Source organism: Bifidobacterium simiarum (assembly GCF_002802905.1).
In the GTDB taxonomy this organism is placed as follows: Bacteria; Actinomycetota; Actinomycetes; order Actinomycetales; family Bifidobacteriaceae; genus Galliscardovia; species Galliscardovia simiarum.
The window spans coordinates 69235-82680 of the sequence record NZ_PEBK01000004.1; the positions used below are offsets into that span (position 1 = coordinate 69235).

Sequence of the window (13446 nt, forward strand, 5' to 3'; positions counted from 1 at the left end):
GAGTTTTGTGGTTTTCCTGCCGGTGATGAGCAGTATGGACGGCTGTTTTGCTATGGTTCATGCGGATTGTAGGAGGGGAGTGTCGCTGAAAAACCACAAAACTCGATATCTGAATAACGGTTGCGCCGTCAGGCGGACTTTTTCTTGCCGAAATGTTGCCGTGCGGCTTCGCCGGTGATGCCAAGCGCCATGCCGATCTTATGCCAGGAGAGTCCGTGGTCGCGGCATTCCTGCACGGAGGCCTCGATCTCCTTCTCCAGCTCGGCAAGGGCGTACCGCTGCTGGTACAGCTTCACCCGTGGATCGTACTTCGGGCTCGTCCGAGGATCCTCCGGTCCCGGCGGATCGTCCATGGCCTCGAGTCGGGCGGTGATTTCGAGGCCCAGTTTTTCGAGATCCTGATCGCTTATTGAGTTGTCGTCTCCCAGAGGAGTATTCGTTTTCATAGCAGGCCTGCCTTTCTGAGATATTTTGGCCTTGCCTTCATGGCATGGGCGATGATCGGAATGTCGTTTCTGAAGATGACGCCCAGCTCTATCCACGACATGGCATGGGGCTTGGGGCCGAGGAAGATGTAGACGGCGTCTTCCCGGCTGTCGTCGACTGCGATGGGGCCAATCGACGTCCGCCATGCGTGAATGATGTCCGTTGTGGTGAGTTGATGCTTATATGCAGAGCGAAGGATTTTCGCCGGAACGTCATCCTCTCGTATTCGCAAGTATACTTGCCAAGGAAACTTGCTGTCAAACCATATGAAGTGATCGTTCATCTGGTGATCCTTTCTGCGACGGCCATGTCGCCGGTGTCGCCGGGGTGATTGGAGGTGGATGTTCGGAGTTGGATGGTGAGCCGCGTGGCTGCGGGCTGTGGGTTGCGGGTTGCGGGTTGCGGGTTGCGGGCTGGCTGGTGACGGGCTGCGTCGCCGGAGTTGGTGCCGGGCCGATTCGGAGACGGAACGGGCTTGGTATCTAGTTGTTGCATTTTGTTGATTCCCGACGCTACGACTGGTGGCAGGTTGTCGGCAAGCCGTGCGGACAATGTGGTCGAACGAGCGGTTATCCACATTGCTGGGTTCTGGCAGGTTCTGTAGCGCCCTCTGCAGCGCCTTCTACAGCGTTGCCCTCGCCGAATGCCGTCCGCTCTCGTTTGGAGATGGCTGAGTGGGATCTTTGCTGGCGGCTTTGACCTTCCCCTTAGGCAGTGCCGTTTGTAGGCGAAGGCTTGCCGATAGGCGAGCAAGCGGAACGTTGGCTGAAGGCCATCCTCCCTTACTTAAAGGTGGCCGGTGAGGTCTCAGGTTTGCTGGACTTTCTTATCCAACCGAGGGCTCATCTGTGCTGAAACATACGGTTCGATCGGTAAAACCAAACATGAAAAATGTTCGATTTTACGAATCGTGGTGATATACCTAATATCGATGAGTTCGTCAACTTGAGTGCAGGTGATCCACTGATTATCCCCATGTTTTCCACATAGTTATCCCCATGATGTGGAAAAGTCATTGGATTATCCACCGCAACACGCCGAAAATGTGGATAACTCACAATTTTTATCCCCAATCGGTGGATAACCCTGCGCATGGCTGCGGTTTTCCCCATCGCCGAGTTACCGCAAGGTAAACGCAACATCCCACCCGTTCACCTTCCGAAACGCAGTTTTGCAGTGTGGAAACGTATGGCGTGAATCGAAGGCATTCGGCTCGTATATACCAAGAGCATTCCTTCCTTTGCCTAGGAATGATTCTTATATCGCTGATCTCGGGGGCATGCTGATTAATGAACATATGATTTCATATGACAGCTCTGTCGGGAGCATGTGAGGTTCATAGGTTGTGTGTCGTGTCGGGCGCTTTTACAGTTCGAAGCATGACGACAATCGATATGAATTCCCTGTTTGACAATGCCTTTTCCGACGCTGACCAAGGGGTTGATGATCATGCTGATACTCTTGCGGCTATGCTGAAAGTCGCGGCCAAGAGCTTTCAGGGCCGCCCGAAGGACGGGAATGAGGATTCGCCCGTTGATGAGTCTTCCGATGCCACGTCGGATGATTCATGTGCTGACGAGCTCCATGACCTGTTTTCCAAGGCATTTCTGGAAGATGATGACACTGCTCAGGTAGCTGCGGTGATGGCGGATCTGAAAGAGAGCGACGCAAGGCCCGCCCCCGATGCAGCAAAGAATGCGCAGTATGCGGATACGATTGATTGGCTGCGTGGTGACGTCACCTTTGCGGAGGAACGTTCCCTTGCCGCGGAAACCATGTCGATGATGATTCGCATGCAGGCTGAGTCATTGCTGAATGCGAAACTCGATTATTGGTCGTATATATTGGTCAAGTTTGCTAGAAGCCGAGGCTTCCTGTTGGACGAGCACCTTGCCCGTGTATGGCTGTGCAGCAAGATGACGGGTGTGGTGCGGGACATGCTGGAGGAGCAGGCTGGCATTGCCCTTGGCGTTGGGCATACGCTGACGAACATCGCGAGGGCCGGTGGTACCTCTCAGCCGAACGTGCGGACCAAGTGGCCTCACATTCGCGACTATGCGGACGCCTACCGAGCAATGAAAACCAATGGTGACGCTCACACCGCCGTGATCGGCAACCGCTTCGTATCATTTTCACCTGCGGATGACAAGGAATATTTGGATCGTGCCCGTCGAATTGTGGAGGAGCATAGGAAGACCCGCGAGGTACCGGTCGGGCAGACGGCAGAAGGCGTGCCAGATGATCGGATCAATGATGATGATTCGGCCAGTGACATTATGTCAGTCGATGAACTATCGGCCGCGCAGCGAATGAATCTTGGGCTAGGAGTCGCTTTTGATTTGACGGATGTGGTATCAAAAGTAGGTCTCGATGTGAAGGAAGTCCATGACATGCTGTCTCAAGGTGATTGTTTGTGGGCTGGTGTGGGCGAGGCTCGCGGCAAGGATGCGGCAGGAGAGGCCATGCGAGCCGCGTGCAAGGAGGTTTTTGATGAGGCCGGAATGAATGTGCAGAATGTGCTTGCTTCTATTACGGCTGCGCCTGATCCGGATACGGAGGCTGTTTCTCGGTCGATGCGAGCTGTCGTCAAAATCTGGAAGCAAACGAAGTTAGCCTGGGGTCTGGCCGTGGATGGTGACATGCCTGCGGGTGCCGTTCGCGTTGTTCTGCTCGCTTCCGGTAAGTCCGAATAGGACGCCTATCGAACGTAAGTGGACCTATAAGCGGGCCTATCTGCATTCCTAGGGCAGATTCGGCGGTGGTGCAGACACCTAACTTCATTCCGAGGGTCTTTCGGCACTGATATCCCGAGTATGGATGTTGGAATTTCAAGGCTCCTACTCGAGTTTTCGCCGCGAAAAGACCCTGAGAACGCAGTTAGGTGTTTGCAGGAGGGCTAAAAGTGCCCCCAGAACGAAGATAGGTCCAATTTTTGCATGATTCGGCACCACTGAGTGCCTTCGCGGCATCGTCCCGCGTCTTCACGGGCTCGACGCACCGCCCCACTACAATCGTGGGTATGCCTGATCAGTCTTTCGCCGGGGAAACCGGTAGCCCCAACGTGGGCCGCGACCCTATTTTCGACCGCGTGCCGCCACATGACGACGACGCCGAAATGGCCGTGCTCGGCGGCATGCTCATGAGCAAGGACGCCATCGGCGAGGTCTCGCAGATGATCGACGTCTCCGACTTCTACCAGCCGAAGCATCAGACCATCTACGACGCCATCATCACGCTGTTCAGCGCCTCGCAGCCGGTGGACGCGGTGATCGTCGCCAACGAGCTGCTCAAGGACGGCAATCTCGAGAAGGTGGGCGGCGCCGACTATCTGCACAGCCTCGTCGCCTCCGTGCCCACCGCGGCGAACGCCACCTACTACGCCGACATCGTGCATCAGCGCGCGATCCTGCGCAACGTGATCGCCGCCGGAACCAAGATCGCGCAGATGGGTTACTCCGCCGAAGGCTCGCAGGCCGAGGACATCGTGAATCTCGCGCAGGCCGAGGTCTACGAGATGAGCGTGGGCAGGGTGCGTCAGGACTACGAGGCGATCGGGCCCGTGGTCGAGGAGACCCTGAACCAGCTCGACCAGCTGCAGAACGGTCTGATCCAGAAGGGCGTGCCCACCGGATTCCGCGACATCGACGACGTGACCCAGGGCCTTCAGCCCGGCCAGATGATCGTGGTCGCCGGCCGACCGGCCATGGGCAAGTCCACGCTGGGCATCGACTTCGCCCGGCATGCGGCCCTGCACGCGAACATGACCACCGTGGTGTTCTCGCTGGAGATGAGCAAGAACGAGCTCGCACAGCGCATCATCGCCGCCGAAACCAACATTCCGCTGGGTGCCCTGCGCCGCGCCGACGAGATCACGCCGGAACGCTGGGCCACGCTCAACAACTTCTGGGGCAAGCTGGAGAACGCCCCGCTGTTCATCGACGATTCGCCGAACATGAGCCTGATGGAGATCCGCGCGAAATGCCGCCGACTCAAGCAGACCAACGATCTCAAACTCGTGGTGATCGACTACCTGCAGCTCATGAGCTCCGGCAAGGCCGTCGAATCCCGCCAGCAGGAGGTCTCCGAGTTCTCCCGCGCGCTGAAGCTGCTCGCCAAGGAGCTCGAGGTGCCGGTGGTGGCGCTGTCGCAGCTGAACCGTGGCCCCGAAATGCGCAACGACAAGAAGCCGCAGCTGTCCGATCTGCGTGAATCCGGATCGATCGAGCAGGACGCCGACGTGGTGTTCCTCGTGCACCGACCCGACTTCTACGACAAGGAGGATCGTCCCGGCGAGGCGGACATCATCATGGCCAAGCACCGTAACGGCCCGACCGAAACCTTCAATCTGGCGTTCCTTGGCGCGAACTCGAAGTTCAAGGACATGCCGCAGGACTTCCAGCAGGGGGTATGAGATGACATCCGAATCCGTCCGCAAACCCGAATCCAAATCCGCACCGGGCACGTCCGGCACTTCCGTCCGCAAGCCGTGGAACGCCTTCGCCACCCCGGCGATCGGCAAGGCCGTGCGAGGCGCCTCCCGACTCCTCAAGCACGGCGGCAGCGCGTTCCCCGGCAAGATCGTGGAGCAGATCGACCCCACCTTCCTCGCCCGCACGCTCGCCCAGCTGCCTCTCGGCGTCGTCCTGGTCTCCGGCACCAACGGCAAGACCACCACCACCCGCATGGTCGCCTCCATGCTCAGGCATCTCGGTCTCAAGGTGTTCACCAACCCCACCGGATCGAATTTCACCCGCGGCGTGGTCTCCGCGCTGCTCACCGAGGTCTCGATGTCCGGCCGGCTCGACGCCGACATCGCCGTGCTCGAGCTCGACGAGGCGTATGCCGTCCATTTCGTCCGGCAGGTCAAACCCCGGTACGCGCTGCTGCTCAACGTGATGCGCGATCAGCTCGACCGATTCGGCGAAATCGACAATACCGCCCGACTGCTCAGCCATGTGGCCGAAACGACGACCGGCACCGTGGTCCTCAACCGTGAGGATCCGCGCATCGCCCGCCTCGCCGACGTGGTCCCGGCCGGTACTGCGGTGCGGTACTTCGGCCTGTCCGACGATCTGCGCGGCTTCTTCCCCTCCGACGACGACATGCACGCCAAGGACATGCCCGACACCGCGGCTGACACCGACGCCGAGACTGGCGCCGCGTCCGACTCCGCATCCGACGGTCAGGCTGACTCGGCCGCGCAGACCGGCACCGCGCCCGCCATCGGCGACACGCTGCCCGCCGACGTCGCGCTCACCAAGGTCGGCGATCACCACGCCGATTTCCTGATGGACGGCCGTACCTACTCCACCGATGTGCGTCTCGAAGGCGTCTACAATCTGTTCAACGCGGCGGCCGCGCTCGCCGTCGTGCGCGCGGTGGTGGCCGATCTGTCGTCCGACCACGTCAGGGGCCGGGTCTCCGCCCGTCTGTTCAAGCCCAGCGACGACGATCTCATCGCCGCGGTGGCCGAGGTCACGCCCGCGTTCGGCCGCGGCGAGTCCATCGACGTGAACGGGACGAACGTCGAACTGCTGCTCGTCAAGAATCCGATGGGCTTCCGCCTGTCGCTGACCTCGTTCGACCCGGCCGGCCACGACACCATGATCGTGATCAACGACGAATACGCCGACGGCCGCGACATGAGCTGGCTGTGGGACGTGGACTTCACCGGACTGCGCGGCACCGGCGTCGGCATGGTCTCCGGCGTGCGCGCGTGGGACATGGCCCTGCGCCTCGGATACGACGAGGTGCCGGTCGGCGACGTGAACCCCGACATCGACGCCGCGGTCGACGGCTTCCTCACGGCCGATCCGGGCCGGCCGAAGCGCATCTACTGCACGTACACGTCCATGCTGAAGGTCCGCGCGCACCTCGGCCGCATCGCCAAGGTGTCGGACGCCGGCGTCGGCAGGGAATAGGCGCCGGCAGGGAATAGGCGCCGGCAGGGAATAGCGGGAATCGCGAATAACGGCGGGAACCGTGGGAATGGACAGCAGGGAGATTTAAGGAGCTTTACGATGACGAACGCAACGAATACCGCGGCCGAGACGGTCGGTACGGCAGGTACGGCCGGCGAATCCCGGCCGATCGACGTGATGAGCCTGTATCCGAAGGACATGAACATCTACGGCGACTCCGGCAACGTGCTCACCGTGCGACGCCGGCTCGCCCTGTACGGCTACGAGCCGGTGATGCACTACTACAACCAGGGCGACGAATGGCCCGAGCACGTCGATCTGATCCTCGGCGGCGGCGGTCAGGACACCGGTCAGAAGAAGATCATCGACGACTTCTTCATGCGGGCCGATCTGATCCGTTCGCTGGCCGCCGACGGCGTGCCGATGCTGATGATCTGCGGCATGTACCAGCTGTTCGGCGAATACTTCGAGACCGTGGACGGCACGCGGCTCGACGGCATCGGCGTGATCGGCGCGTACACGGTCGGGCAGGACGTGCGCATGATCGGCAACCTCGTGGAACACTCCGACGAGTTCGGCGACGTGATCGGCTACGAGAACCATTCCGGGCAGACCTTCCTGCGCGAGGGGGTCTCGCCGCTCGGCCGGGTGGATCACGACGGCACCGGCAACAACGGCGAGGACCATACCGAAGGCGCCCGCGTGAACAACGTGATCGGCACGTACATGCATGGTTCGCTGCTGCCGAAGAACCCGAAGATCGCGGATTTCCTGATCCGCACGGCGTGCGAGCGGCGATACGGATCGTTCGAGCCGTGGGTGGACGAGGCGGCGCAGGCGGAGCTCGATCGTCTGGAGCGGTTCGCCGACGAGGCGCGGAAAGTGGCCGCCGCCCGCCCGCGGTGATGGTGCCACCTCACGTGGGCCGGGCGTCCCGCGTGAGGAGACTGCGCGAAACGTTGCAATTTCAAGGGTTCGCGAAATTCCTCACGTGGACCGGGCGGTCCATGTGAGGTTGACATGCGTTGCGGTACCGCACGCGGTTGAACAGCTCGGGGCGTGGTGTTCATTGATGTCCGTGGGGATCGTTCCCTCCTCGGTCCGATGCTCACAGTGCGGTACAGTGGGAATCGATGGCGGAACGGTGTTCCGGAACGGATCCCGGTGCCAATCGAAGTCGCCGGGGAAAGAAGGAGTGTCATCATGGCTGAGTTCAACTTCAACAATCTGGGAGACGGACTGCGCACGATCTTCCTGGCCGGCGTGGGGGCCGTGGCTACCGGTGCCGAGAAGGGGCAGCAGATCGTCGACGAGCTGGTCAAGAAGGGTGAGATCAGCGTGGAGCAGGGCAAGGTGCTCAACTCCGAGCTGAGCCGCAAGGCCCAGGGCGCCGCCAAGGACGCGTTCTCCACGGTGTCCGGCGTGGCCTCCGACGCGGCCGACAAGGCACGCGAGGCGTTCACCGGTGTGCAGGACGCCGCGCTGAAGGCCCGTCTGGCCGGCATGAGCAGCGAGGAGCGTGCCGCCTACGCCGCCAAGGTGCAGGAGTTCGTCAACGAGGCGAACGCCGGCGCGGATGCGGCCAACTCCGACAAGGAGACCGTGGACGCCGAGGTGGCGGAGGACGCCCCTGCCGCAGGTGCCGCCGACGCCCCGACCGGAGCCGAAAGCGCCGAGACCAAGGACGCCGAGTAGCGTTTCCGCTGCCGAACGAAACGGCGGAACAGAATAACGGAACCGAACGAAACGGCGGAACAGGATACATGACCGAATACGAGCGACGTAACCGAGTGCGAGTGAGCGACAGTGTCGAACAGGGCCGATAAACGCAGGGGATCGAAGAGACGGCGGCGTACGGCGGGGAACAGGCCCGCCGCGCCGCAAGAGTCCCAGTCGTTGTCGACGGAGCCGACGTCCGCGGCGAAGATGCGGGAGACTGAGACCCGGCAGGCCGATCCCCGAAAGGCCGATGCCCGGGCGACCGACCCGCGGCAGACTGACCAGCGACAGACCGGTACGCGGGAATCCGGTACCCGTAGGGCCGCTGCCGCCGAGACCGCCCCGTCCGCTCAGGAGAATCCGGACGACCTGGCCGGGGAACAGGCCGACGAACTGACCGAGGAGCAGGCGGCCGGCCTGACCGACGAGCAGATGCTCGACCGGATCGTGGCCGAGGACGCCGGCCGGCGGCACGAGCCCGGCGCCAAGCCCTCCCACCTGCACGGCACCGCCACCTCCGCCTCGGATTTCGCCGCCTCCGCGGCCGTGGCCTCGGGAGCGGTCTCCGGCGACACCGTGGAGCGCACCATCGGTCTGTTCGGCAGTAACGAACCCACGTTCGCGCAGAAATACCATTTGACCCGCAAGGGCCGGTTCCATCGTCTGCGCGAGATCTTCGGCATCGCCCGACAGTTCGACATCTTCAAGGGACTTACCCCCGTCAAGATGCGTCTGATGTTCGAGGCGCTGGGCCCCACCTTCGTGAAGGTCGGACAGAACCTCAGTCTCAGATCGGAGATCCTGCCGCAGGAGTTCTGCGACGAACTCGCCAAACTCCGCGCCGACGCCGATCCGCTGCCGTACGAGGCCGTGCTTGACACCCTGGCCCACGAGTACGGACGCCCGGTGGACGAGATCTTCGCCTCGATCGACCGCACCCCCCTTGGCTCCGCGTCGCTCGCCCAGGTGCACCGCGCCCGGCTCATCACCGGCGAGGACGTGGCCGTGAAGGTGCAGCGCCCCGGCGTGCGCGAGGTCATGGCTCAGGACATCGACATCATGCGCTCGGTGTGCCGGTACGCCACCAAATTCGTCAAAACCGCGCAGATCGTGGACCTCAACGGCGTGATCGAAGAGCTGTGGGAGACCTTCCAGTCCGAAACCGACTTCATGGTCGAGGCCCGCAACCTGCAGGACTTCCGCGCCTTCGCTCAGCACTACAAGTACATGGACTGCCCCAAGCCCTACATCCGCCTGTGCACGCAGCATGTGGTGGTGATGGACTACGTGGACGGCATCTCGATCTCCCACCCCGACCGTCTGGTCTCGGCCGGCTACGATCTGGAGGAGATCGGTACCAAGCTGGTCGACAACTACGCTTGTCAGATCCTCGACGAGGGCTTCTTCCACGCCGACCCGCACCCCGGCAACATCATGGTGCACGACGGCAAGATCGTCATGCTCGACCTCGGCATGACCGGCCGGCTTTCGGCACGCACCCGCGCGATCCTGCAGGACATCATCTTCGCCGTCGGCCGTCAGGACTCCCCGGCGCTGGCCGAGGCGTTCCTGCGCTTCGCCGGCCCGGTGGACGTCAGCGCGGTCGACCATCCCGGCCTGCTCGCCGACCTCGACGCGATCGTGCAGGACTTCGGCACGATCAATCTCTCCGACCTCAACATGGGCGAATTCCTCAACGCGCTGATCCAGCTCGCCCAGAAGCACAACGTGGAACTGCCCGGCATCGTCACCACCGTAGGCCGCGGTCTGGTGACCCTCGAAGGCGTGATCGACAAGTTCCTGCCCGACACCGACATGATCCAGATCATCACCAACCACATCGTCGCCTCCCGCGGCGTGCGATCCACGGTGAAGTCGGAGGCCAAGACGCTCGGCATCGAAGGCAACAAGGCGCTGCACGGCACACTGGGCGCCCTCGCCGAGGCCCGCACCGCCGCCCGCATGCTCACCCGCGGCCAGCTCAAGGTCAATATGGAGATGCTGGGCGCCGACGAGCCGATCCGTCAGCTCGGCTACATGGTCGACCGCCTGACCATGGCCCTGATCATCGCCGGCCTGTTCGTCGGATCGTCGATCATCTACTACGCCGGCATGAAGCCGGTGATCTTCGGCGTCCCGGTGATCGGCTTCATGGGATTCGTCACCGCGTTCGCGCTTGGCGTGTGGATCGTGATCGACATCATCCGCAAGGGCCGCAAACGCAAGTAGCGGCCGCGTCGGTCTTCGCGGCAACGCCGGCAGGGTCTTCGCCGGCCCCCGATAGGCTTGAACCATGACGCAAGAGACGACGCAGGAACACAATCAGGATCTCAAGGCTGCGAACGGTGGGGAAATGCTGCCGCGTGCGGCGTTTTGGGATATGGACGGCACGCTCATCAATTCCGAACCGATCTGGCATGAGGCCGAACTGTGGTTCGCCGAGCAGTATGGCGGCGACTGGAGTGAGGAGATGGGCTGGAAGATCACCGGTACGCCCGTGCCTCAGGTGGCGCAGATGATGATCGACCGCGGGACCAAGCTTGGCGTGGAGGAGCTGACCGAAGGCATTATCGATTTCGTGGCCAAGCGCGAGATGGAGCATATGCCGTGGATTCCCGGCGTGCTCGACGTGGTGTCGGCCCTGCACGAGGCCGGCGTGCCGAACGTGCTCGTCACGGCGTCGCCGCGCGCCATGGCCGAGTCGGCGATCGCACAGGCTCCGGCGGGCGTATTCGACACCTACGTGTGCGCCGAAGACGTGAAAGAGAAGAAGCCGGATCCCGCGCCGTATCTGGCGGCTGCGGCCAAGCTCGGTATCGAAGGCGACCGGATTCGCGAATGCGTTGCCCTTGAGGATTCCGCCGTGGGGCTGGAATCCGCGGTTCGCGCCGGCGCCACCACGATCGCACTGACCGGTTACATCCATTCCGACAATCCGCCGTCAAAGAACGGTCCGCAGTTCGCCTGCGTCGAGACCTGGGACGGCGTGACCCCGAAGCTGCTCGGCGACTTCGTCAGGCAGCGTCTCGAGAAGTAACGGCGATTGACCTCACGCAGGCCGGGTTTCCTAAACGAAACAATTTCAGAAACGTTGAAATTGCAACGTTTCTGAGGTATGCCTCACATGGGCCGGGCGGCCCGCGTGAGGCAACCCGGCCCGCGTGAGGCAGTTCCGTGCGATTTTGATTTCCTAATCGAACCGATACAGCACGTCGAGGCGGTATTCGGTGCCGGCGGGCAGCACCGGCTTGGCATGGTCGCGGTCGCAGTCGCGGTCGCAGTCCGTACGGTTGACCGCGTTCGGTACGAATCCCGGTTCCAGACAGAGTCCTGCGGAAGGGCCGTATCGATGACCACGCTTACCGGGAACATCATTCAGGAATCCGGCCGTATACAGCAGCACGGCCGGGGCGTTCGCATACATCGTCATACGGATGCCGCTGCGTTCGCCGATCGTCTCGGCCAGAATCCGCAGACCGGATCCGTCGATGGGGAAGGCGTGATTGTATCCTCGGGCGATGGCGATCTGCCTGTCGTTATGGCGCTGACCGTCGCGTAATCGTTCTCCGATGACGGCTGAATCGCGAAAATCCATCGGTGTGCCGGCGACGCTAATCGCCGGATCCGCCAAGGGGATGAACTGACTGTCGGTCGGATAATACCGTGTTGACGGTATGCGCAATCGATGCCCGAGTATGTCGCCGGCGCCTTCGCCGTTGAGATTCCAATACGTGTGCGTGGTCAGATTGGCCACGGTCGTCTCGTCGCAGACGCCGCGTACGGTCAGCCGCAATCCGCCGCCGATCAGCGCATAACGCACCTGTATACGGAACCGTCCGGGAAAACCCTGATCCATATTCGGGCTGTCCAATGCGAACGTCGCGGATGATCCGCCGGTTTCGGGAATCGTCCAGTTTCGGTGTTCGTATCCATTCGGCTGACTGTGATTGCTGTTCGGCCCCTCATTCGCCGTCAGCCGGTATTCGTGCCCCGCAAGCGTGAACCGTGCTCCCCGGATGCGATTGGCGTGACGCCCCACGATCGCGCCCATTAGCGTGTCGTCCGCAACATAGTCGTGCGGATCGTCCTTACCGAGCACCACGTCCGTCATGCGTCCGCTGCGGTCGGGGACGGTCAGTGACATGAGTCGGGCGCCATGATTCGTCAGTCGGGCGGTCATGCCGTCCGGTCCGGTGATGGTCACCGCGCGGATATCGTCGTCGATCGTTGGCTCGGGTGCTTGCTGATGGTGTGCCATGCGCTCAGGCTAAGCCAGCCGTATGCGGCATAATATATGGAAAGTGCTCCGACGTTATCGAAAAGTGCGCAATGACCGGTGTCGTTGCCGGGTGCCGATGCGGGAGCGGGACTCGAAGGAGAGTGCGTCATGAAGCCGGCGGAACGAAACGTGGTCAACGAACAATCCGAGCATTATCGGTACCGGCCGACCAATTCGGGCGCGAAGGTGTTCCTCTACCCGGAATGGCTGGGATCGTACCGGTATGTGGCCGGATACAAGCTCAACCGTGGTCCGCTCGACAACTTTCTGCTCTTCTTCATCCGGTCGGGCCGGTTCGGCATCGACATTCCGGGCAAGGACCGCATCGTCGCGCACGCCGGTGACTTCGTGCTCATCGACTGCTATGAGCCGCAGTCATACGAGGCGTTGGCGGACAGCGAGGTGCTGTGGATCCATTTCAACGGCATTTCCGCACGCATGTACTACGACTTCATCAGCGAACGTGCGGGCAACGTGTTCTCCACCGCCAATTCGCAGTTTGCGGTGAATCGTCTGCGTCGCATCGGCGAGGGGTTCCGAGGCGGTGTGCGGATGTCGGAACCGTTGATGTCGCGCTATCTGACAGACATTCTCACCGAATGCGCCGGCTCGGGCGATGCGGTGGCCGAGGAGACCCCGGAGCATCAGTACGCCATGGAGGACGTGCAGGATTTCATCGTGGCGAATCTCGCCCAGCCGCTGACGAACGATGAGCTGGCGAATATGGCGTGCATGAGCCGAGGGTATTTCATCAAGGAGTTTCGGCGGGCGACGGGATTGACGCCGCACGCGTTCCTCGTCAAGGCACGCATGGACGCGGCGAAGCGACTGCTCGCTAGGACCGACGATTCGCTGAAGCGGATCTGTGCGAAGTGCGGGTTCTCCTCGCCGAGTGCGTTCTGCCTGGCGTTTCGCAACGCGGAGGGTATGACGCCATTGGAATATCGGCGGTCGGTGAGGCAATGACATCCTGATCCGAACATTACTGGTGTTCGATTCCTTGGATGTTTTTTAAATATCGCAAAGCACTTTTTATACATC

General features: G+C 61.8%; 11 protein-coding genes. 8 read left to right on the top strand and 3 right to left on the bottom strand.

Annotation, left to right across the window (positions count from 1 at the left end; genetic code table 11):
- Positions 1–128: 128 nt before the first annotated feature.
- Positions 129–446 (bottom strand): hypothetical protein, encoded by a 318-nt coding sequence (locus CSQ87_RS04875; RefSeq protein WP_100512765.1) that lies wholly within the window; start codon positions 444–446, stop codon positions 129–131.
- Positions 443–769: a hypothetical protein gene (locus tag CSQ87_RS04880; RefSeq protein WP_100512766.1), complete on the bottom strand. Its 327-nt coding sequence runs from the start codon at positions 767–769 to the stop codon at positions 443–445. Before CSQ87_RS04880 ends, CSQ87_RS04875 begins: the two co-directional genes overlap by 4 nt.
- Before the next feature lie 1096 nt (positions 770–1865).
- On the opposite strand from CSQ87_RS04880, the gene CSQ87_RS04885 reads away from it, so the two are divergent.
- The 7 genes from CSQ87_RS04885 (at position 1866) to CSQ87_RS04915 (ending at position 11163) form a co-directional block, all read left to right on the top strand.
- The gene (locus CSQ87_RS04885) at positions 1866–3179 is read left to right on the top strand and encodes an FtsZ/tubulin family protein (protein WP_133122348.1); all 1314 of its coding nucleotides are present in this window, start codon (positions 1866–1868) and stop codon (positions 3177–3179) included.
- Positions 3180–3505: 326 nt separating this feature from the next.
- Positions 3506–4897 (top strand): replicative DNA helicase, encoded by a 1392-nt coding sequence (dnaB, locus tag CSQ87_RS04890; protein WP_100512768.1) that lies wholly within the window; start codon positions 3506–3508, stop codon positions 4895–4897.
- Position 4898: 1 nt separating this feature from the next.
- Positions 4899–6407, top strand: a complete 1509-nt coding sequence (locus tag CSQ87_RS04895; RefSeq protein ID WP_100512769.1) for a Mur ligase family protein — start codon at positions 4899–4901, stop codon at positions 6405–6407.
- 99 nt (positions 6408–6506) lie between these two features.
- On the top strand, positions 6507–7313 hold the full coding sequence (locus tag CSQ87_RS04900) for a type 1 glutamine amidotransferase (RefSeq protein ID WP_100512770.1): 807 nt from the start codon (positions 6507–6509) through the stop codon (positions 7311–7313).
- A 297-nt stretch (positions 7314–7610) separates the two neighbouring features.
- Positions 7611–8102, top strand: coding sequence for a phasin family protein (locus CSQ87_RS04905; protein WP_207761100.1), 492 nt, complete (start codon positions 7611–7613; stop codon positions 8100–8102).
- A gap of 231 nt (positions 8103–8333) precedes the next feature.
- Positions 8334–10355, top strand: coding sequence for an ABC1 kinase family protein (locus CSQ87_RS04910; RefSeq protein ID WP_100512772.1), 2022 nt, complete (start codon positions 8334–8336; stop codon positions 10353–10355).
- Positions 10356–10479: 124 nt separating this feature from the next.
- The gene (locus CSQ87_RS04915; RefSeq protein WP_100512773.1) at positions 10480–11163 is read left to right on the top strand and encodes an HAD family hydrolase; all 684 of its coding nucleotides are present in this window, start codon (positions 10480–10482) and stop codon (positions 11161–11163) included.
- A 153-nt stretch (positions 11164–11316) separates the two neighbouring features.
- Here CSQ87_RS04915 and CSQ87_RS04920 read toward each other — a convergent pair whose 3' ends face one another.
- Positions 11317–12384 (bottom strand): aldose epimerase family protein, encoded by a 1068-nt coding sequence (locus CSQ87_RS04920; protein ID WP_100512774.1) that lies wholly within the window; start codon positions 12382–12384, stop codon positions 11317–11319.
- A 129-nt stretch (positions 12385–12513) separates the two neighbouring features.
- Here CSQ87_RS04920 and CSQ87_RS04925 point away from each other — a divergent pair, with 129 nt between their 5' ends.
- Positions 12514–13371 carry an AraC family transcriptional regulator gene (locus CSQ87_RS04925; RefSeq protein WP_100512775.1) on the top strand — a complete coding sequence of 286 codons (858 nt, stop codon included), beginning with the start codon at positions 12514–12516 and terminating at the stop codon, positions 13369–13371.
- Positions 13372–13446: the final 75 nt, after the last annotated feature.

Coding starts and splice junctions, on each gene's coding strand:
- CSQ87_RS04885 (WP_133122348.1), top strand. CDS start 1,866: ATGACGACAATCGATATGAATTCCCTGTTTGACAATGCCTTTTCCGAC.
- CSQ87_RS04895 (WP_100512769.1), top strand. CDS start 4,899: ATGACATCCGAATCCGTCCGCAAACCCGAATCCAAATCCGCACCGGGC.
- CSQ87_RS04910 (WP_100512772.1), top strand. CDS start 8,334: ATGCGGGAGACTGAGACCCGGCAGGCCGATCCCCGAAAGGCCGATGCC.
- CSQ87_RS04875 (WP_100512765.1), bottom strand. CDS start 446: ATGAAAACGAATACTCCTCTGGGAGACGACAACTCAATAAGCGATCAG.
- dnaB (WP_100512768.1), top strand. CDS start 3,506: ATGCCTGATCAGTCTTTCGCCGGGGAAACCGGTAGCCCCAACGTGGGC.
- CSQ87_RS04900 (WP_100512770.1), top strand. CDS start 6,507: ATGACGAACGCAACGAATACCGCGGCCGAGACGGTCGGTACGGCAGGT.
- CSQ87_RS04905 (WP_207761100.1), top strand. CDS start 7,611: ATGGCTGAGTTCAACTTCAACAATCTGGGAGACGGACTGCGCACGATC.
- CSQ87_RS04915 (WP_100512773.1), top strand. CDS start 10,480: ATGCTGCCGCGTGCGGCGTTTTGGGATATGGACGGCACGCTCATCAAT.
- CSQ87_RS04880 (WP_100512766.1), bottom strand. CDS start 769: ATGAACGATCACTTCATATGGTTTGACAGCAAGTTTCCTTGGCAAGTA.
- CSQ87_RS04925 (WP_100512775.1), top strand. CDS start 12,514: ATGAAGCCGGCGGAACGAAACGTGGTCAACGAACAATCCGAGCATTAT.
- CSQ87_RS04920 (WP_100512774.1), bottom strand. CDS start 12,384: ATGGCACACCATCAGCAAGCACCCGAGCCAACGATCGACGACGATATC.